14 protein-coding genes are annotated in these 20,020 nt (G+C 59.2%); 8 read left to right on the top strand and 6 right to left on the bottom strand.

Annotated elements, in window-relative coordinates; translation table 11 throughout:
• The first annotated feature begins 5 nt into the window (after positions 1 to 5).
• Positions 6 to 2,393, top strand: a complete 2,388-nt coding sequence (locus F3I21_RS13805) for a glucose/quinate/shikimate family membrane-bound PQQ-dependent dehydrogenase (protein ID WP_150059165.1) — start codon at positions 6 to 8, stop codon at positions 2,391 to 2,393.
• A gap of 78 nt (positions 2,394 to 2,471) precedes the next feature.
• On the opposite strand, the gene F3I21_RS13800 is transcribed toward F3I21_RS13805, so the two are convergent.
• The 3 genes from F3I21_RS13800 to F3I21_RS13790 form a co-directional block, all read right to left on the bottom strand.
• Positions 2,472 to 3,683, bottom strand: a complete 1,212-nt coding sequence (locus F3I21_RS13800; protein ID WP_150059164.1) for an MFS transporter — start codon at positions 3,681 to 3,683, stop codon at positions 2,472 to 2,474.
• 112 nt (positions 3,684 to 3,795) lie between these two features.
• Positions 3,796 to 4,686: a LysR family transcriptional regulator gene (locus tag F3I21_RS13795; RefSeq protein ID WP_150059163.1), complete on the bottom strand. Its 891-nt coding sequence runs from the start codon at positions 4,684 to 4,686 to the stop codon at positions 3,796 to 3,798.
• A gap of 108 nt (positions 4,687 to 4,794) precedes the next feature.
• A complete protein-coding gene (locus F3I21_RS13790; RefSeq protein ID WP_021507794.1) occupies positions 4,795 to 5,163 on the bottom strand; it encodes a helix-turn-helix domain-containing protein in 369 nt (122 codons plus the stop codon).
• 189 nt (positions 5,164 to 5,352) lie between these two features.
• On the opposite strand from F3I21_RS13790, the gene F3I21_RS13785 reads away from it, so the two are divergent.
• From F3I21_RS13785 to F3I21_RS13775, 3 genes are all read left to right on the top strand, one after another.
• Positions 5,353 to 6,012 (top strand): response regulator, encoded by a 660-nt coding sequence (locus F3I21_RS13785; protein WP_021507795.1) that lies wholly within the window; start codon positions 5,353 to 5,355, stop codon positions 6,010 to 6,012.
• A complete protein-coding gene (locus F3I21_RS13780; RefSeq protein ID WP_058759279.1) occupies positions 6,009 to 7,367 on the top strand; it encodes a HAMP domain-containing sensor histidine kinase in 1,359 nt (452 codons plus the stop codon). The genes F3I21_RS13785 and F3I21_RS13780 overlap by 4 nt, the downstream gene beginning before the upstream one ends.
• A gap of 331 nt (positions 7,368 to 7,698) precedes the next feature.
• Entirely contained in the window at positions 7,699 to 8,565 is an 867-nt protein-coding gene (locus F3I21_RS13775; protein WP_021507798.1) for a nucleoside-specific channel-forming protein Tsx, read from the top strand.
• A 45-nt stretch (positions 8,566 to 8,610) separates the two neighbouring features.
• On the opposite strand, the gene yjdN is transcribed toward F3I21_RS13775, so the two are convergent.
• The gene (gene yjdN / locus F3I21_RS13770) at positions 8,611 to 9,048 is read right to left on the bottom strand and encodes a VOC family metalloprotein YjdN (protein WP_058770044.1); all 438 of its coding nucleotides are present in this window, start codon (positions 9,046 to 9,048) and stop codon (positions 8,611 to 8,613) included.
• Between the two features lie 71 nt (positions 9,049 to 9,119).
• Positions 9,120 to 10,019 (bottom strand): LysR family transcriptional regulator, encoded by a 900-nt coding sequence (locus F3I21_RS13765; RefSeq protein WP_150059162.1) that lies wholly within the window; start codon positions 10,017 to 10,019, stop codon positions 9,120 to 9,122.
• Positions 10,020 to 10,132: 113 nt separating this feature from the next.
• Here F3I21_RS13765 and F3I21_RS13760 point away from each other — a divergent pair, with 113 nt between their 5' ends.
• The 4 genes from F3I21_RS13760 to F3I21_RS13745 all read left to right on the top strand — a co-directional run bounded on the left by F3I21_RS13760 (position 10,133) and on the right by F3I21_RS13745 (position 16,183).
• Complete coding sequence (locus F3I21_RS13760; protein ID WP_150059161.1) at positions 10,133 to 11,446, top strand: amidohydrolase; 1,314 nt, start codon at positions 10,133 to 10,135, stop codon at positions 11,444 to 11,446.
• The gene (locus tag F3I21_RS13755; RefSeq protein ID WP_150059160.1) at positions 11,443 to 12,882 is read left to right on the top strand and encodes a M20 family metallopeptidase; all 1,440 of its coding nucleotides are present in this window, start codon (positions 11,443 to 11,445) and stop codon (positions 12,880 to 12,882) included. The genes F3I21_RS13760 and F3I21_RS13755 overlap by 4 nt, the downstream gene beginning before the upstream one ends.
• Before the next feature lie 184 nt (positions 12,883 to 13,066).
• Positions 13,067 to 14,587 (top strand): p-aminobenzoyl-glutamate transporter, encoded by a 1,521-nt coding sequence (abgT, locus tag F3I21_RS13750; RefSeq protein ID WP_058759275.1) that lies wholly within the window; start codon positions 13,067 to 13,069, stop codon positions 14,585 to 14,587.
• Positions 14,588 to 14,773: 186 nt separating this feature from the next.
• Positions 14,774 to 16,183 carry an MFS transporter gene (locus F3I21_RS13745; protein ID WP_058759274.1) on the top strand — a complete coding sequence of 470 codons (1,410 nt, stop codon included), beginning with the start codon at positions 14,774 to 14,776 and terminating at the stop codon, positions 16,181 to 16,183.
• Between the two features lie 139 nt (positions 16,184 to 16,322).
• Here the strand turns inward: F3I21_RS13745 and F3I21_RS13740 are convergent, their stop codons facing one another.
• The gene (locus F3I21_RS13740; RefSeq protein WP_150059159.1) at positions 16,323 to 19,826 is read right to left on the bottom strand and encodes an Ig-like domain-containing protein; all 3,504 of its coding nucleotides are present in this window, start codon (positions 19,824 to 19,826) and stop codon (positions 16,323 to 16,325) included.
• Between the last annotated feature and the right edge of the window lie 194 nt (positions 19,827 to 20,020).

Genomic DNA, 20,020 nt, shown 5'->3' with positions numbered 1-20,020 from the left:
ATATTATGGGGAAAGCTTCCTCATCTTTTGGCGTAATTCGCTTCCTGACGGTGCTGTTTGCACTGCTGACGGGCGCATTTATGCTGATTGGCGGCGTTTGGTTAGCCGCCATTGGAGGTTCCTGGTACTACGTTATTGGCGGTGTGATTATGCTGATCACCGCTGTTCTGCTGTGGCGCCGTAGCGGTTCCGCACTGCTGCTGTATGCACTGTTGTTGCTGGCAACGCTGGTGTGGGGCGTATGGGAAGTCGGCTTCGACTTCTGGGCGCTGGCCCCACGTACCGACGTGCTGGTGATCTTCGGTATCTGGCTGATTCTGCCGTTTGTGTATCGCGGCCTGAATCATGCGGGTAAAGGTGCGCTGGGTGCGATGGCCGTTGCGTTGGTAGCCAGCGTACTGGTGCTGGCGTGGGCAGTATTCCACGATCCGCAGGAGCTGAATGGCAACCTGCCGGAAGCCGCTAACGTCCCGCAGGCCCAGCCGCTGAGTAACATCAACGATGCTGACTGGCCAGCCTACGCGCGTGACCAGCAGGGCACCCGCTTCTCGCCGCTGAAGCAGATCAACACCAGCAACGTGAAAGAGTTGCAGGTTGCCTGGCAGTTCCAGACCGGCGATCTCAAAACCGCCAACGATCCGGGTGAAATCACTGACGAAGTGACGCCGATTAAAATCCGCGACACGCTGTACCTTTGCTCGCCACACCAGATTCTGTTTGCGCTGGATGCGACGACCGGTAAGCAGAAGTGGAAATTCGATCCGGGCCTGAAGCCGAATCCTACCTTCCAGCACGTGACCTGCCGCGGTGTTTCATACCATGAAGTGCCTGCTGCTGCCGATGCCACCAATAGCCAGCCTGCGCTGTGCTCACGCCGCATCTATCTGCCAGTGAACGACGGTCGTCTGTTCGCGCTGGATGCCGATACCGGTGCCCGTTGCCCATCCTTTGGTAACAACGGTGAGCTGGATCTGCAGCACAAGCAGCCGGTACAGACGCCAGGCCAGTATGAGCCTACGTCACCGCCGGTTATCACTGACACCACCATCGTCATTGCTGGTGCGGTCACCGATAACTACTCCACCCGTGAGCCGTCTGGTGCCATCCGTGGCTTCGACGTCAACACCGGTAAACTGCTGTGGGTGTTCGACCCGGGCGCGAAAGATCCTAACGCGATTCCGGCTGATGAACACACCTTCACCATGAACTCGCCGAACTCGTGGGCGCCGGCGGTATACGATCCAAAACTGGATACCGTTTACCTGCCAATGGGCGTTTCCACCCCGGATATCTGGGGCGGTAACCGCACACCAGAGCAGGAGCGCTACGCGAGCAGCGTTCTGGCGCTGAACGCCACCACCGGTAAGCTGGTGTGGTCGTATCAGACCGTGCACCACGATCTGTGGGATATGGACCTGCCGTCACAGCCGACGCTGGCCGATATCACGGACAAAGACGGCAACACCGTACCGGTGATTTATGCCCCGGCGAAAACCGGTAACATCTTTGTGCTGGATCGTCGTACCGGTAAGCCAGTCGTGCCTGCACCGGAGACGCCGGTACCGCAGGGCGCGGCGAAAGGTGACCACGTGGCACCGACCCAGCCGTACTCCGAACTGACCTTCCGTCCGAAGCAGAACCTGACGGACAAGGACATGTGGGGCGCGACGATGTATGACCAGCTGGTGTGCCGCGTGATCTTCAAGCGTCTGCGCTACGAAGGTCCGTTCACGCCGCCGTCTGAGCAGGGTACGCTGGTGTTCCCGGGCAACCTTGGTATGTTCGAGTGGGGCGGCATCGCGGTTGATCCCCATCGTCAGATCGCGATTGCTAACCCAATGGCGCTGCCGTTTGTGTCTAAGCTGATTCCGCGCGGTCCGGGCAACCCGATTGAACCACCGCAGGGCGCAGAAGGCGGTTCCGGTACCGAAACCGGCATTCAGCCGCAGTACGGTGTGCCGTTTGGCGTCGAGCTGAACCCGTTCCTGTCGCCGTTTGGTCTGCCGTGTAAACAGCCGGCCTGGGGTTACGTTTCAGCGATCGACCTGAAGACCAACGAAACCGTGTGGAAGAAACGTATCGGTACCGTTCGCGATAGCGCACCGGTTCCGCTGCCGTTCAAAATGGGTATGCCAATGCTGGGTGGCCCAATCACCACCGCCGGTAACGTGTTCTTCATCGGCGCGACCGCAGATAACTACCTGCGTGCGTTCGATACCAACACCGGTGAGATGCTGTGGCAGGCGCGTCTGCCAGCGGGTGGCCAGGCTACGCCGATGACCTATGAAGTGAATGGCAAACAGTACGTTGTCATCGCGGCCGGTGGTCACGGTTCGTTTGGTACCAAGCTGGGCGATTACGTGATTGCCTATGCGCTGCCAGATGCGAAGTAATTTTTCGCACTGAAGTAAAAAAGCGGGCAATGCCCGCTTTTTTTTCACGCCGGTCAGGCATTACGCTCGATCCTGCGGTTAAGCTTTACGCAACACCCGCGCATTCAATAGCGCGCACAGCGCCATAATCACACAGGTGGCGAGAAACACCGGGCGCATGCCAAACGCGCCGCCGATAAAGCCACCGAACAGCGGGCCGCTCACCTGGCCGACATACTGGGCTGAGGTCGCATAGCCCAGCATTTTCCCGACCTGCCGCTGCGGCACATTATGACGAATCAACGCCGTCACGCAGGGCATCAGGCCGCCCAGCGCCATCCCCATCAGGAAACGCAGCACCACCAGCTGCCACGCCGCGCTAATAAACGCCTGCGGAATCAGCAGCAGCGCGCAGACCAGCAGGCCATAAATCAGCACGCGCGCATGTCCGATGCGGTCGGCCAGCCGGCCAAGGCGCGGCGCGGAGAGAATGCTGCCCAGCGCAGCGGCCGCCATCACCAGTCCGGCCGTCACCGTCACCGCGTGATCGCCGTGAACAAACTGCGCGATATACAGCGTGATAATCGGTTCAATCGACATATTGGCAAAAATCAGCAGCATGCCCGACAGCCACATCAGCCGCACCACTGGCCGGTTGATCGACGCCTCCGGCTCATCACCCTCCCCGGCTGCGGCTTTCTTCGCCGCACGTGGCGCTTCTTTCAGCAGAAAAGTGGTGGCGAGAAACGCGAGAAAAATCACCGCACCGGTGAGCCAGAAAGTGTGGCGGATACCGATCAGCGGCGGCAGCACGCCGCCCAGCAGCGGGCCGACCACGTTACCGGCCATGATGCCGGAGGACAGCACGCCCAGCGCCCAGCCGGTCTGCGCTTTCGGCGTTTGCGCCGCCACCAGTATGGTGGAACCCGACGCATAGCCGCCGAGCAGGCCGGCCAGCAGGCGCAGCGCCACCAGCTGCCACGGCGCGGTGGCCATACCAATCAGCGACATGGCGACGGCCATTCCGAGGCTGGCGCGGATCAGCATCAGCTTGCGGCCATAGCGATCCGCCAGTTTGCCCCACAGCGGTGCCGTCAGCGCCGCGCTAAGAAAGGTGGCACCGTAGGCGGCGCCTGACCAGCGCGCAATCGCGGCCGGTTCCTGCACGCCCAGCTGCTGCACATAGAGGGGCAGAAAGGGCAGCAACAGGGTCATGGCGACGATAGTGCTGAACGAGCCCAGCACGCAAACCCACAAATTGCGCCGCCAGTGTTGCTGCTCAGGCGCTAACGCGATAGAAGAATGCGACATAGTGATATCCCTGTTTTTGGCTTTTTTAGCAGGCTATCAGCGGTAGCACACAGAAAACAGGGAGAAGCGGATATTTGCCAGCCAGCGCGTTATTGTTGCCAGAAAACAACAATCACGGCGCACCCAGCGTAGTGATCAGCGCGTCGCAGAGCAAGGTGACCGGTGACGAGGGCTGCGGCTGCTCTTTCAGCAGCAGGTAACTGTGCAGGCGATCCATCTGCCATTCCGGCAGCACCTGCTGAATCTCGCCGCGCGCCAGCGCCTCCTGCGTCATATAGGCCGGCAGATACGCCACGCCGGTTCCGGCCAAGGCCGCATTGAGCAGCGCCATGCTGTTATTCGCGCGAAAGCGGCTGTGCACCTCCAGCGCCAGGCGCTGCTTATCACGGCGAAACGGCAACGCCGCCGTGTGTGCCGGGCCGTGAAACAGCAGCAGATCGTGGCGCATCAGACGTTCGGGATGATCGATGGCCGGATGCGCGGCCAGATACGCTGGCGACGCATATAGTCCCCAGTCAATGCTGCTCAGCTCGCGGTAGTTCGCCACCTCCGGCGCACGTGCGCGGATCACAATCGCCACGTCCGCACTGGGCTGCGGATCGTCGCTGGTGGTCAGTTCGAGATCGACGTTGATGTGAATATGACGGCGGATAAAGGTGTTCAGCGTCGGCACCACGCACTGACAGCCGAAGGTAATCGGCGCCTGCAGCCGCACGTTGCCGGCAGGCTGCTGATGCACCTGCTGCACAAACGCGTCGGCGCGATGCATCTCTTCCAGCATGCGGGTGCAGAACGGATAGTAAGCCTGGCCCAGCTCGGTCAGCGCCACTTTGCGCGTGGTGCGCTGCAGCAGTTTGATACCCAGCCGCACCTCCAGCCGGGCGATTTCGCGGCTGACGTGCGATTTTGATACCCCCAGCGTACGGGCCGCTTCGCTGAAACTTTGCCGCTCAACGACGCGCGCAAACAGCATCATGGCGGTGAGATTATCGCTGTTGTCCATGTTCTCTGGCTGATTTGAAAGAGTGAGAACCGCAGCTTAAAAGCAAACACGCGAATGCGCACCCGATTTCCCGTTACGCAGCGGCCACGGGAAATCGGGCGAGGGATGTCACACCGCCACCGCTAGCGGAAACAGCAGGCGGTCCGGCTCGACGCGACGCTGACGTCGCAGCTGGCCTGGCGTGACGCGAAAATAATTTTTAAAGGTGCGGGTGTAAGCCTGCTGGGTATCAAAGCCGTAGCTCATCGCCACCTGCAGAATCGCCTCGTCACTGTTGATCAGCGTGAGCGCTGACTCAGTCAGCCGGCGCTGGCGAATGTATTCTGCCAGTGAAAAACCGGTGTGCTGACGGAACAGACGTTGCAGATGCCAGCGGGAATATCCCGAGCGGCGTGCTACTTCATCCAGATGCAGATCGTGCCCTAAATTTTTTTCAATCCACTCCAGCAAACTACGGATAAATTCGCGCTGATTCATGACTTCCTCCGGCGTCGGTAAAATGTCCAGTGACGTCACTGTAGCGCGTTAAATTTATCCCTTAATTAGCAGAAAATTAGCGCAGAATTAGCAAGCAAAAAAACGGCTTTCCCGACGAAACAGCGCGCCAGGTTAATTCTGCGCTAATTATCGGGCGCTACACTGCGACAAGTTATTCAGGAGGGCATCATGCGTGTGCTGCTGGTAGAAGATGATGAAATGATCGGCGCCAACCTGCAGCAGGCGCTGGAGGCCGCCGGCTGGTCGGTGGACTGGGTGCGTGACGGCGTATTTGCCAGCAACGCCTGGCAGGAAGGCGGTTACACCTGCGTCCTGCTCGATCTCGGTTTACCGCGTGAAGATGGCATCAATGTGCTGCGCCGTGCGCGCACGCGCGGTGACATGACGCCAGTGCTGGTGCTGACCGCGCGTGATACCGTGCAGCAGCGCATCCAGGGCCTGGACAGTGGCGCCGATGACTACTTACTCAAACCCTTTGATCTTCAAGAGGTTCTGGCGCGTATGCGAGCCATCACCCGACGCCGCCACGGTGCGGCGGACTCCCTGCTGGGCAACGGCGACGTGCAGCTCGATATGATGACGCGTGAAGTGCTGTACAAAGGCCAGCGCGAGCAGCTGACCGCACGTGAATACGCCCTGCTCTATGCGCTGCTGGAACGCCCGGGCGCGATCCTGTCGCGTGAGCAGTTAGAAAACCGCATCTACGGCTGGGGCGAAGAGGTCACCAGCAACGCCGTGGACGTGCTGATTCACGGCATGCGGCGCAAACTCGATAACGAAGTGATTCGCAACGTACGCGGTCTGGGCTGGCGGGTACCGGCAATATGAGATCCTTTACGTTTATGCGGTCGCTGCGCAACAAACTGCTGGCCACGCTGGTGCTGCTGCATCTGGCGATGATCGGCGGTGTCACCTGGTATTTCTACCACTGCTATGGCGACATGATGGGCACCATGAAGGACGACCAGCTCGCCAAAATTGCCGATGCCTGGTCAAGCAGCCAGCGCATGCCGGCACTGATGCCGATGGTGATGCAGCAGGAGAAGCTGAAAAGTACCTATATCGTTCAGCTCTGGGACACCAATAATCATCTGCGCGCCAGTTCCTGGCCGGCGCTGCATGCGCCCCTGCAGAGCAAAAAAGGCTGGTCAGATTTAAAAGTTGGCGACTGCGGCGATGACTGCCAGTGGCGCGTTTACACCCGTCCCGGCGAGCTGGGCAGCGAGATCGGCAATATTCAGGTGCTGCACAACGTCGGCTACATGAAGAGCCTGATGGTGAAACGCGTACTCTCCGCCATCATTCCGCTCATCCTGATGATGCCGCTGTCGCTGCTGGTGATCTGGCTGGTGGTACGGGCCATTACGCGCGATCTGCGCGTAGCGTCGCGCCAGATTGCGGCGCAGGAAACCCTGCATCCGCACAGCGTGTCGCCGGACGGTCTGCCGGACGAAGTGCTGCCGCTGGTCGATGCCTATAACTCGCTACTGGATAAACTACGCGCGGCCTGGTCGTCACAGCGCCAGTTCCTTGAGGATGCCGCGCATGAACTGCGCACGCCGGTCACCGCCGTCACGTTACAGCTGGAGAACCTGCGTCAGCACATCCTGCCGGGCGAAGCCAGCCGCCAGTTTGATCAGCTGGAAGCGGGCGTCACGCGCACGCGCCATCTGGTGACGCAGTTGCTGAATATCTCACGCCAGGAGGATCAGTCCGTGGTCGCCAGCGTCGAGACCATTGAGCTTGATGACCTGCTGAAGGAGAGCATTGAGCAACTGATGGTGGTGGCGGACAAGCGCGGCATTGATATCGGCTTCAACGGCACCGCGCACTATCGTCTGCACGCCAGCCGATCCGATCTGCGCAGCCTGTTCGATAACCTGATCGGCAACGCCATGCTGCACACGCCGGAGGGCAGCCTGGTGGATGTGCTGCTGCATCGCGTCGGTCATCATACGGTAGTGGATATTGTCGATAACGGCCCCGGCATGCCGGAGTCGTTTATCGAGCGCGCCTTCGATCGCTTTACCCGCTCGCCGGATGTCCAGGCGCAGGGCAGCGGCCTGGGATTATCGATCGTGCGCAGCGTGGCGCAAAAGCATCAGATGCAGGTGGCTCTGTCGAATTGCCTGAACCCGCAGGGTGAAGTGTGTGGCCTGCAGGTGCGCGTTACCCTTCCCTGACGTCTTTCCTCCTCCGGCGCGTTAATCCGCGCCGGCTATTTTCTTCTCCTGCCAGTTCTCTGCGTATCCCGACAACGTAAACGGTTGCGGGGTTCCGTTCGTTACACGACCTTTATGTGATCAAGCTCACATATTTACTGAATCGAAATGCAACACTTTTTGACAAACGTGATCAAAATCTATTTTCTATCGCTCTGTTACAGGCACATTACGCGGGCCTGAAAATCCGGCGCGTCAGACCGGCGACAACAGCACACTGCCCATCCCCTGGGATCGATTTCACCCGATCGCAGCATTTGCGCGGCGATCACGAGCAAGTGGTTAAAAAATAATGAAATTTAAAACGTTGATAGCAGGGGCCTTACTGGCCAGTAGCTGGACCGGCGCCGCACAGGCGGCGGAAAGCGATCCGCAGTACCTTTCTGACTGGTGGCATCAGAGCGTGAACGTGGTAGGCAGTTATCACACCCGCTTCGGACCTCAGTTCAACAATGATGTGTATCTCGAATACGAAGCCTTTACTAAAAAGGACTGGTTTGATTTCTACGGCTACCTTGACCTGACCAACTTCTTTGGCGTGGGTAATAGCAATGCCAACGGTATTTTTGACCACGGTTCGCCGATGTTCATGGAAATTGAGCCACGCTTCTCCATTGATAAGCTGACCGGCACCAGCCTGGCGTTCGGACCGTTCAAAGAGTGGTACTTCGCTAACAACTACATCTACGACATGGGTCGCAACAGCGACAGCCGTCAGAACACCTGGTATATGGGTCTGGGTACTGACATTGATACCCATAGCGATATCGGCCTGTCACTGAACGTGTACGCGAAATATCAGTGGGAAAACTACGGCGCGGCGAACGAAAACAGCTGGGATGGTTATCGCTTCAAGGTGAAATACTTTGTGCCGATCACTGACCTGTGGGGCGGCAAGCTGAGCTATATCGGCTTCACCAACTTTGACTGGGGCTCCGATCTGCGTGACAAGTCTGACCGCTCGCGCACCAGCAACTCAATTGCCTCCAGCCACATTCTGTCGCTGAACTACGATCACTGGCATGTCTCTACCGTGGCGCGTTACTTCCACAACGGCGGCCAGTGGGCTGATGGCCAGGAGCTGAACTTCGGCAACGGTCCGTTTGAAGTGAAATCAACCGGCTGGGGTTACTACCTGGTGGTGGGTTACAACTTCTAAACCGCTTCCGGCGTGGCCGCTCACCATCGCGGCCACGCCAGTCTGTTACGCCTGTGGCTTCACCACGTTGATGCGCCATGGGATGCCAAACTTATCGATAAACATCCCGAAGCCGTTCGACCAGAAGGTTTTCTGCCATTCAGTGGTCACTTTGCCGCCCGCAGAGAGCTTATCAAACCAGGCTTTACCCTCCGCTTCATCTGGCGTGGCCAGGCTCACCGCATAACCGGCATGTTCGGACGCCGGTGGCTGGGCGGTATTGCCATCACTCAGCATCAGCTCGCCCTGACCAATGCGCAGATGCGCATGCATAATCTTTTCCGGCGGCAGCGGCGGCGCCGACTGATCGCCCACCTGCTCGCCCTGCTCCGGCATATCGCCAAACGTCATTTTTTGCAGAATTTCGCCGCCGGTGGCCTCCAGATAGAAGGCAATGGCTTCTTCACAGCGGCCGTAGAGAAATAAATAAGGACTCACCTGCATCGTAACCTCCGTTGAGAGTGCGTTAACGCGTGTCGTACACCTAAAGTGTAGACGATGCAGTTTTTCACCCGTCACGGCTGGCAGTAGCGGCGGAACAGCTGCGCCATGTAAGCGCTCATCGGCGTCAGCGCAGTGTCTTTACGCTGAATCAGATAGAAGGTGGCTTTCGGCAGCGGATCGTCGAGATCCAGCGCGATCAGCTGCCCGCCGTGCGTAGGGTCTTCAATCACGTCGCGCGCAATGATGCTGACAAAATCACTCTTTGCCACCAGGCTGGTGCAGGCCATAAAGGTCTCGCAGGTCACCGCGATTTTGGGTGCCATGCCGCGCTCACCGAACAGGTCATGCAGCAGTCGGTAATAACTGCCCTGCGGCGTCGGCATGGTCCAGTCGCAGTGTTGCAACTCGGCCAGCGAGCGCGCATGCGCCATCGGATGCCCTTTACGCATCACCACCTGATACTCGCGCTGCATCAGCCGCTCGAAAATCAGCTCCTGATCGAAGTGATGCCGGTCGTAGGTATTGATGGTGAAATCCAGCGCGCCCTGACGCAGTTCATGCACCATCGACACCAGCTGACCCTCAACGATACGCACTTTCACCAGTGGATACTCACGATGAAACTGGGTTATCACCTGCGGCATCACGGTACGCGCAATGCTGCCGCCCACCCCAATATTGACCTTGCCACCGGCCAGACCGAGCCGCTGCTGGATATCCTCCTGCGCCACGCGCAGTTCCTCCAGCACCAGACAGGCATGACGAAAAAAGGTTTCACCGACATCGGTCAGCATCACGCCCTGCTGACGACGCTCGAACAGGCGCGCGCCCAGCGCCAGCTCCAGTTCCTGAATCGCTTTGGTTAATGCCGGCTGCGACGGGCCCGACAGCCGACTGGCGGCGCGAATACTGCCCTGGCGCGCCACGTCAACAAAGGCGCGCAGCTGATGAAGTTTGAGATTGGCCGCCATGATCAGGTGATAACCATTATCTATCGGTCACAAGATATTCGCATCTTATGCGCCCTAATACCATTGTGTAGATTCGGTTGAATGCATAAAAAACCAACACTAAGGAACAGCCGATGAACACCCTTTCCGACCTCGTCAACGCGCGGATACCGCAGATGCAGACATGGCGCCGCGACCTGCACCATTATGCTGAATCCGGCTGGCTGGAGTTCCGCACCGCCACGCTGGTAGCGGAAGAGCTGCATCGTCTTGGTTATCAGCTGCAGCTGGGCCGTGAGGTGATTGATGCCGATGCGCGCATGGGTCTGCCGTCTGCTGAAGTGCTGGCGCAGCAGGAAGCGCGTGCGCTGCAGCAGGGCGCGCTGCCACAGTGGCTGCCCCACTTCTCCGGCGGTTTCTGCGGCGTGGTGGCAACGCTGGACACCGGACGTCCCGGTCCGGTGATGGGCTTTCGTGTTGATATGGACGCGCTCGACCAGACGGAGAGCGCCACCGCCGATCACCTGCCGACGCGCGAAGGCTTCGCCTCGTGCAATCCCGGCATGATGCACGCCTGCGGCCACGATGGTCACACCACCATAGGTCTGGCGCTGGCGGGCGTGCTGATGGCGATGAAGCACCAACTGAGCGGTCGCATAAAACTCATTTTTCAGCCGGCGGAAGAAGGCGTACGCGGTGCCAAAGCCATGGTGGCCGCGGGCGTGCTTGATGATGTCGATCTGTTCACCGCCATTCACCTTGGCACCGGCGTGCCGCCGGGCGAGATCGTCTGCGGCAGCGACAGCTTTCTCGCCACGACCAAACTGGACGTGCGTTTTACCGGGGTCGGCGCGCATGCCGGTGGCAAACCGGAAGAGGGACGCAACGCGTTGCTGGCGGCGGCGCAGGCCACGCTGGCGCTGCACACTCTGCCGCAGCACAGCGGCGGCGTGGCGCGCGTTAACGTTGGTGTCTTACAGGCCGGCAGCGGACGCAACGTAGTGCCGGATGTTGCGCTAATGAAGGTGGAAACGCGCGGCGCGAGTAATCAGGTCAACGACGATATTTATCAGCAGGCGCTGCGCGTGATTGCCGGTGCCGCGGCGATGTACGGTGTTGAGCACGAGGTCACGCTGATGGGCGGTGCACGCAGCTGCACGCCGAGCCCGGCGTGGGTCAGTTTTATCCATCAGCAGGCCGAAGCGCTGGGTCTGTTCAGTTCGGTGATAGACAGCAAACAGCAGGCGGCCGGTTCCGAAGATGCCACCTACATGATGGAGCGCGTGCAGCAGCGCGGCGGCCAGGCGTCTTACGTCATCTTCGGCTGCGAGCTGGCGGCGGGCCACCACAATGCGCGGTTCGATTTTGATGAAGCGGTGATGGCTACTGCCGTGCAGATGCTGGCTACGCTGGCGCTTAACCAGGCGCAGTTCGGCGGTGCCCGATGAGCGCACACGACTATATCGATCGCTACATCGACCAGCATCAGGCGCGCTTCAGTGCCCTCAGCGATGCCATCTGGGACGTGCCGGAAACCCGTTTCGAAGAGACGCAATCGTCTGCGCTGCTGGCCGATGCGCTGGCGCAGGAGGGGTTTGAGGTCGAGCGCGGCGTTGGCGGTCTCGACACTGCGTTTATCGCCTCAATCGGCCACGGCCAGCCGGTGATCGCCATCCTCGGCGAGTTTGATGCGTTGGCCGGTCTGAGCCAGCAGGCGGGCTGCGCCACGCCGAGCCCGCTGGTGGAAAACGGCAACGGTCACGGCTGCGGCCACAACCTGCTCGGTACCGCCGGCCTGGCCGCCGCTTTCGCCATCAAAGCCTGGTGGGCAGAACAGGGCGGACGCGGCACGCTGCGCTTTTACGGCTGCCCTGGCGAGGAGGGCGGCTCGGGTAAAACCTTTATGGTGCGCGAGGGGCTGTTTGATGATGTCGATGCTGCCGTGACCTGGCACCCGGAAGGCTTCAGCGGCATGTTCAACCTCAGCACCCTCGCCAATATTCAGGCGGCGTTTCACTTCAAAGGCGTGGCAGCGCATGCCGCTAACTCGCCGCATCTCGGGCGCAGCGCGCTGGACGCGGTGACGCTGATGAACACCGGCGCGAATTTTCTGCGCGAGCACATCGTGCAGGAGGCGCGCCTGCACTATGCGGTCACCCAAACCGGCGGCGTATCGCCCAACGTGGTGCAGGCCGATGCCGAAGTGCTGTACCTGATTCGCGCGCCGCAGCTCGACCAGGCCCAGGATATCTACCAGCGCGTGATCAACATCGCCAAAGGCGCAGCGCTGATGACCGATACGCAGATGACGGTACGTTTTGATAAAGCCTGCTCCAACTATGTGCCCAACCGCGCGCTGGAAGCGGTGATGGAACGTAATTTGCACCATTTCGGTCTGCCGCACTACAGCGCGCAGGAACAGGCATTTGCGGCAGCGATCCGCGCCACGCTGAGCAAAGACGATCTGCGTAACGCGCGACTGAATGCGGCGCGCACCGGCGGCGAAGCGGGCATCGCCTGGGCTGAGGCGCTGGGGGATAAAGTACTGATGGATGAGGTAGCGCCGTATGCGGTCACGCGCGAGCTGCTGTACGGCTCAACCGACGTTGGGGATGTGAGCTGGGTAACGCCGACGGCGCAGTGTTTTGCCCCCTGCTTTGCCTTCGGCACGCCGCTGCACACCTGGCAGCTGGTGGCACAGGGCCGCACGCCGATTGCCCACAAAGGGATGTGCCTTGCCGCCAAAGTGCTGGCCGCCACCGCGCTGACGCTGTTGCACGATGATGGCGCGCTGGCGCGCTGTCGTGAAGAGTTTGACCGCGTGCGCCGCGAGCAGCCGTACGTGTGCCCGATTCCGGCCGGCGTGCAGCCATCGACATTATAAAGCGAAGCGCACTGGCCCGTAGCGGCGCGATTTATCGCGCGGGTTTAACAAGACGCGCAATAAATTGCGCCGCTACAGGCTGGTGTGAAAGGTCACTCCGCAACACATGCGGAAGCAGTAAATAAAAAAATAAAAAATAACAGCCCTTCCGGGCATGCAAATACAACATGACGAGGATCTACCGATGGAAGTGATGACTGAAAATCGCAGCCCCGGCAAGCTGTTCAGCTGGATTGAGCGGGTCGGCAACAAAGTGCCGAACCCGTTCTTACTGTTTGTCTACCTGATCGTGGTGCTGATGATCGCCACCGCGCTTCTCAGCAGCCTTGATGTGGCCGTTAAAAATCCGGCCAATGGCGAACTGGTGCGGGTCAATAACCTGCTCAGCGTGGCGGGCATTCAGTGGATCCTGCCCAACATCATCAAAAACTTCAGCGGTTTCACCCCACTGGGCTCCATTCTGGCGCTGGTGATCGGGGCCGGGCTGGCGGAAAAAGTCGGGCTGCTGCAGTCGCTGATGGTGAAGATGGCGTCGCGTGTCAGCCGTCGCTACGCCAGCTATATGGTGCTGTTTATCGCGTTCTTCAGCCATATCTCTTCCGATGCCGCACTGGTGGTGATGCCGCCGCTCGGCGCGCTGATCTTCCTTGCCGTCGGGCGTCATCCGGTGGCGGGCCTGCTGGCGGCGATTGCCGGCGTCGCGTCGGGTTTTACCGCGAATCTGCTGATCGTCACCACCGACGTACTGCTCTCCGGCATCAGTACAGAGGCCGCCAAAGCGGTCAGCGACACGGTCCACGTCAGCGTGATCGATAACTGGTTCTTCATGGCCAGCTCGGTCATCGTACTGACCGTGGCCGGCGCGCTGCTGACCGATAAATTTGTCGAGCCGCGCCTGCCCGTCTGGAACAGCGGCCACCACGATCGCCTGCCACCACTGACGGCGCAGGAGAATCGCGGCCTGAAGGCGGCCGGTCTCGCCGCGCTGGTGTTTATCGGCGTGATGGCGCTGCTGGTGGTGCCGGAGCATGCGCCGCTGCGCAACCCGAAAACCGGCGGCATCATCCCTTCGCCGTTTATTCAGGGCATCGTGCCGATCATCATCCTGTTCTTCTTTGTGGTGGCGATTGCCTATGGCGCGGTGACACAGCAGATTCGCCGCGCTGACGACATCCCCCGACTGCTGGTGGATCCGATGAAGAGCATGGCCGGCTTTATCGTCATGGTGTTTCCGCTGTCGCAGTTCGTGGCGTTCTTCAACTGGAGCAACATGGGCAAGTTTATGGCCATCGGCCTGACCGATATGCTGGAGAGCGCCGGCATCAGCGGTGCGCCGGCCTTTCTCGGCCTGATGTTCCTCTCGGCATTTCTGTGCATGTTTATCGCCAGCGGCTCGGCGATCTGGTCGATCCTCGCGCCGGTGTTTGTGCCGATGTTTATGCTGCTCGGCTTTCATCCGGCGTTTGCCCAGATGATTTTCCGCATCGCCGATTCCGCCGTGCTGCCGCTGGCGCCGATGTCGCCGTTTCTGCCGCTGTTCCTCGGTTTCCTGCAGCGCTATCAAAAAGACGCGCAGCTCGGCACCTACTACGTGCTGATCTTCCCGTATCCGCTGGTGTTCTTTGTGACGTGGATCGCGCTGCTGCTGGTGTGGTATCTGCTGGGCCTGCCCATCGGTCCGGGCGTTTATCCGCATCTGCCCTGACCTGGCGCCATGGACGGCGTACCGCTTTCTGTGAACTGCAACGCACGTTGCCAAAATGTCACCGCTGCGCCTCTCGGCAACCCCGGACGAATTGATTATTCTGCTATTTCTTCGCTTGCTAACGGTTAATGATTTCTGACAAACCACCACCGGGCGGATCCTGCAAACACCGAGGTAACAATCATAATGACAACCACCTATTCGACAGGGGTGGCGACCGATCGCATCGCGACCGAACGCCAGACGCTGGCCGGGCGCATCGACGCTCTGCCCTCTTCCGCCGGGCTGTGGCGCTTTATTACGCTGCTGGCGCTCGGCGGCTTCTTCGAGCTGTACGATCTGTTTGAAACCGGCTACATCAGCGCCGGGCTGGTCGCCGCAGGCGTGTTCCACACCGGCGCCGCGGGCGTGTTTGGTATCGCCGATCAGGCGGCGTTCGCCTCGGCGACCTTTCTCGGCCTGTTTGTCGGTGCCAGCCTGCTGACGCCCTATGCCGACCGCTTCGGCCGTCGCCTGACCTTTATGTGCGCGCTGGCGTGGTACGGTGCGTTCTCACTGCTGATGGCGTTCCAGCACAGCGCGGAGATGATTATTCTGTGCCGCTTCCTGGTCGGAATCGGTCTGGGCGTCGAGCTGGTGACCATCGATACCTATCTGTCGGAGTGGGTGCCGGCCCATCTGCGCAGCCGCGCATTTGCCTTCTCTTTTTTCATTCAGTTCCTGTCGGTGCCGACGGTAGCGCTGATGTCATGGTGGCTGGTACCGCAAACCCTGCTCGGCCTCGAAGGCTGGCGCTGGGTCGTGATCGCCGGTGCGCTGTGCTCGCTGGTGATCTGGTTTATCCGGAAAAACCTGCCGGAGTCGGCGCGCTGGCTGGCACAGCAGGGGCGGCATCAGGACGCGCACCGGGTGCTGAGCGAGATGGAAAAACGCTGCGGCATTGCGCCGGGAGACGATTTCTCTCAGCGCGATGCGGCGGCACAGCTGCCGAAAAAAGGGCGTTTTAGCGAGATCTGGGCACCGGCTTATCGCCAGCGTACGCTGATGCTGGTGGTGATGAACTTCTTCCAGGCGATTGGCTTCTTCGGCTTCGGTAACTGGCTGCCGGCGCTGCTGTCCGGCAAGGGGGCCACCGTCACCCACAGCCTGCTGTACGCCTTTTTCATCACGCTGGCCTATCCGCTCGGCTCGCTGATCTGCAGCCGCTACGCCGACCGGCTGGAAAACAAATGGCAGATCGTTTTTTCATCGCTGATGACGGTGGTGTTCGGCACGCTGTTCGCGCTGACCAGCAACCCGCTGCTGATGGTGGTGTGCGGTTTCCTGATCACCTACAGCAACGCCTGGCTCACCTTCAGCTATCACGCTTATCAGACTGAGATCTTCCCGACGCACATTCGTGCGCGCGCCGTTGGCTTCTGCTATTCATTCAGTCGGCTGTCGACCGCTTTCAGCAGTATTCTGATTGGCCTGATTCTGCAGTATGCCGGCAGTCAGGGGGTGATCGTGTTTATCGTGCTGAGCATGCTGATGGTGATGCTGTCGGTCGGGATTTACGGGCCGAAGACGCGGGGACTGGATCTGGAGAACATTTAAACCGGATGGGCGCAGGGTGGGCGGCGGCCGGTTCAGCCCGGCAATGCGCACCCTTTGGAGCGGCACGATTCATCGCGCGATAAATTGCGCCGCTACGTCTTGGTGCAAACTTTTGGGGGCGTTTCCGCCCCCGCCAGATTTACACCAGTTCGGTTTTCACCCCTTCCTGGATCAGCACGTCGGCATCGACGCCGCTGTGGCTGTAAACCTGATACTTCACGCCAGCCACCGTGGTGCTGCCCTGCTGTTTCACCCAATCGCCCACGTCACCGCCGTCGCCGAGGATGTCATCCAGTTTTACCACGTCCTGCGCATCGCCTTTGAACAGCAGCTGGGTTTTGCCGTCTTTCACGAACAGATCCTGACTTCCAACCTGCAGGATATCGTCAACCGCTACGCTCAGGACGTTTTTGCCGTGACCCGTCATATCGATGGTGCTGCCCTGCTTGCCCTGCGCCAGCACATCGCTCAGGGAAACGGCGAATTCATCGCCCAGGGTGATGACGGCAGGAACATCAAAGGCGGTGATACCGACATGATCATCATGCATGCCCCATTCAACGTCACTGATGCGCACGCCGCCCGGATTGTTCACCGAATCCACTTCAGCCGGATTGACGCGCACCACGGCTGAACCGATCAGCTTACCGGCCGGGGCGTGGTACTCGACAATGTCGCTTCGCAGGGTGCCAGGATGCGCCTTCAGCTCATAGCTGTGCAGCAATTTACCTTGCGTGTCATAGAAATCGATGTAATTGCCTTTGCTGTGCACATAATCCGATTTCAGCACCACTTTCTCCGCCACGCCGTCGAAATCCAGCTTCATCTGGCCGCCACGGCCAACAATGATTTCGCCATGCTTCAGCGTTTTTTGCTCGCCGCCAATATTCGGTCCTTTAATCAGCGTCATTTTCAGACTGTCGTCGATGGTATAACTGACCCCGGTTTTAAAATCGATATAGCGCGGATGACCGTTAGCATCTTTCACCAGATCAGGTTGTCCATGAACCCGGCTGATTTCTTTAACCCCGATGTTATCGATAGCGAAATCGTTGCCGTTACCGTTATTAACCTCATTGGTTACCGCCACGCGAACCACTTCTGTTTTGCTGGCGGTATACAGTCCGCTGAAATGATTCCAGGCAGCATCCAGGCCCATGTTGGGAATCACTTTCTGTCCATTAACGTCCAGACCGATTTTCGGTTTCAGGCTACCGCCAGGAATACGGTAGCCATCAAAATCGAACTGGTAGGTTTTACCCGCTTCGACCTGAATATAGCGATAAACCACTTCTCCTTTGAAGCCGTTGGTGTTTGAACCGTTGGTCATGGAACCCAACTCATAAGAGGAATTGCCTGCGCTCCAGCGCTTAACCGCGATGTTGTCATTTTTATGATACAGACCGCTGGCGATCCAGCCCTGCTGGGTGCCGTCGTTGAAATTCCACACTAGCCCCTTGTGATCGACCTTCGGCGGATCGACATTGATCTCCAGCAGAAAGGTTGGCGCATTCACATCACGAATGGCGCTATCACTGACCTGAAATTGCGTCAGTCCTTTCCACGGCGAGCGATCGTAAGACTGATAGCTCCAGTTACCCGTAGCATCCGCTGTGACCGAGTCCATTAATACCCAGTGGCCCTCAATATGGCAGCCGAAGATATAAACCACCTTATTGGGTGCGGACGTGCCTTTCAGGGTTGGCGTCATATCATCGGTGATATCACCGCTTTTCAGCTGGCCCTGCTTTGGTCCACTATCATCCCACGCAGAAATAATCTCCGTCTTGCCGGAGATAATCGTCAGGTCGAAAACGTCGGCGGCGGCGTCACGCACCGGGCTGTCTGAGACCTGGAACTCGTATTTGCCAAAGCCGCCGCGTAACGCACGCACTTCGCTTTGCCAGTGACCATGAGCATCCGCAACGGCGCTGCCGAGCGTCACCCACACCCCGTTCACGTGGCGGGCATAGATATAAACCACGCTGTTTGCTGCAGCATGGCCTTTCAGCGTTGGCGTCAGGTCATCAGTGACATCGCCCTGATGCAGCACGCCGGTCTGCGCGCCAAAATTATCCCAGGCAGAAACGATGCCGGGTTTTTCCGGCACCATGTTGAGACTGAACACCTCGGCGCTGGTGTCGCGATCGGGGGTTTTGGCAGCCTGAAACTCATAAGTGCCGTATCCCCCGCGCAGCGCGCGCACTTCCGTTATCCAGTTGCCCCAGGCATCGGCCTTAACACTGCCTAACACCACCCAATGGCCATCAATATGCCGCGCATGGATATACACCATGCTGTTGGCTTCAGCTTTGCCCTGCAGCGTCGGCGCCATGTCATCGGTGGTGGCGCCGTTGATTAATTTGCCCTGCTCGGGCCCGACATTATCGTGCGCCACGTTGATGATGGGCTTCAGGCGGGTGCCGTTGTCTGACACATACAGGTCGAACAGCGGCGCAGCGGGATCGCGCGTCGGGCTGTTACTGGCCTGGAAGTGATACGGGCCGGCACCGCCATCCAGTCGGGCGATTTCCACCTGCCAGTGGCCAAAGGCATCCGCCTGGGTGCTGCCTTTCAGCCACCAGCTGCCGTTTTCGCGCGTGGCATACACATAGACGATACTGTTGGCTTCCGCCGTGCCTTTGAGCGTGGGGGTGAAGTCATCGGTCATCGCGCCGTTTTCCAGTTTGCCCTGTGCCGGGCCAAAATTATCAAGCGCATACTCAATCTTCACCGGCGCGGTGGGCACCACCGTATAGGTAAACGGCTCGCTCGCATGGCTCAACTCACCACGGTTATTTTGCGCACGGGTGGTAATGGTGTTTTCACCGTAGCCCAGCAGATCAACGTTACTCTCCCAGCGCCATTGCCCGTCAATCACCGGTGCCACGCCGACGCGTACCCCGTTGACGTAGATGATGACGTTTTCGGCATCCAGCGGCGCGTTGCCGCTCAGGCGCGGGCTGCGATCGTCGCTTGCGCTACCGGCTTTGATCACACCGGTGTTCACCCCTTCATTATCAAACACTTCCAGCAGCTGCGGCTTGTCGATGCGCGGCGAGTTGACGAACAGCGTATAGACCGGGGAATCGACACTCACCTGACCAAATTTGTCGGTGGCGGTAACGGACAGGCGCTGTTCACCGTCACTCAGTTCCGGCGTAATGGTCCACTGACCATTTTTCGCCGCCTGCACGCTGCCAGTCAGCACGCCGTTGCTGTACAGGCGGACAATGCTGTCCGGCTCGGCATAACCGGAAATGGCTGGCGTTTTATCATCGGTAAAGCCTTTGTTGCCAACCGGGCCCTGCACCGGTCCAAAATCATCCAGTACGCGCATAATCGCCGGCATATCGGGCGGGCTGAGATCGACTTCCAGCCGCGTCTGGAACGGAATCCCGGCGTTGCCGGCCCGGTCGAAAAAGCGGATGGTGAGATTGTGGCTCCCCTCTTCCAGCCGCAGCGGCAGCTGATACTCCCAGCTGCCGTCCGCGTTTACCTGCGTAGTAAACAGCTGGCCGTTAATGGCAAATTCGATATAGCTGACGCTCTTATCCTCAATCACCCCTTTCCAGTACTGATAAGGTGAATTGACGTAGTTCTCTTGCCCCGGTTTGGTCGGGTCGTAATAGCCTACAGACATATGGTCATCCTTTTCGCCAGAGTTAATATCGTTAAAGTAACGCTTAATAAGCGGCAGGGATTTTTAAACGCAGGGGAAGGAATCTCTTACAAGAAACGTCTGAAAGGAAAATCTAAGGTAATGAATTTAAGTGGGATTTTTCGCACTCTTCAGGCCATGAACCGCGTCATGACCTGAAGGAAATGCTTAAGACA

This window comes from Pantoea sp. B_9, from assembly GCF_008632015.1.
Taxonomy (GTDB): domain Bacteria; phylum Pseudomonadota; class Gammaproteobacteria; order Enterobacterales; family Enterobacteriaceae; genus Pantoea; species Pantoea dispersa.
Note: the sequence above shows the minus strand (reverse complement) of the source record. Positions and strands in the feature narration are given on the sequence as shown.

Coding starts and splice junctions, on each gene's coding strand:
- F3I21_RS13780 (WP_058759279.1), top strand. CDS start 6,009: ATGAGATCCTTTACGTTTATGCGGTCGCTGCGCAACAAACTGCTGGCC.
- F3I21_RS13805 (WP_150059165.1), top strand. CDS start 6: ATGGGGAAAGCTTCCTCATCTTTTGGCGTAATTCGCTTCCTGACGGTG.
- F3I21_RS13740 (WP_150059159.1), bottom strand. CDS start 19,826: ATGTCTGTAGGCTATTACGACCCGACCAAACCGGGGCAAGAGAACTAC.
- F3I21_RS13790 (WP_021507794.1), bottom strand. CDS start 5,163: ATGAATCAGCGCGAATTTATCCGTAGTTTGCTGGAGTGGATTGAAAAA.
- F3I21_RS13775 (WP_021507798.1), top strand. CDS start 7,699: ATGAAATTTAAAACGTTGATAGCAGGGGCCTTACTGGCCAGTAGCTGG.
- abgT (WP_058759275.1), top strand. CDS start 13,067: ATGGAAGTGATGACTGAAAATCGCAGCCCCGGCAAGCTGTTCAGCTGG.
- F3I21_RS13765 (WP_150059162.1), bottom strand. CDS start 10,019: ATGGCGGCCAATCTCAAACTTCATCAGCTGCGCGCCTTTGTTGACGTG.
- F3I21_RS13745 (WP_058759274.1), top strand. CDS start 14,774: ATGACAACCACCTATTCGACAGGGGTGGCGACCGATCGCATCGCGACC.
- F3I21_RS13755 (WP_150059160.1), top strand. CDS start 11,443: ATGAGCGCACACGACTATATCGATCGCTACATCGACCAGCATCAGGCG.
- F3I21_RS13760 (WP_150059161.1), top strand. CDS start 10,133: ATGAACACCCTTTCCGACCTCGTCAACGCGCGGATACCGCAGATGCAG.
- yjdN (WP_058770044.1), bottom strand. CDS start 9,048: ATGCAGGTGAGTCCTTATTTATTTCTCTACGGCCGCTGTGAAGAAGCC.
- F3I21_RS13795 (WP_150059163.1), bottom strand. CDS start 4,686: ATGGACAACAGCGATAATCTCACCGCCATGATGCTGTTTGCGCGCGTC.
- F3I21_RS13785 (WP_021507795.1), top strand. CDS start 5,353: ATGCGTGTGCTGCTGGTAGAAGATGATGAAATGATCGGCGCCAACCTG.
- F3I21_RS13800 (WP_150059164.1), bottom strand. CDS start 3,683: ATGTCGCATTCTTCTATCGCGTTAGCGCCTGAGCAGCAACACTGGCGG.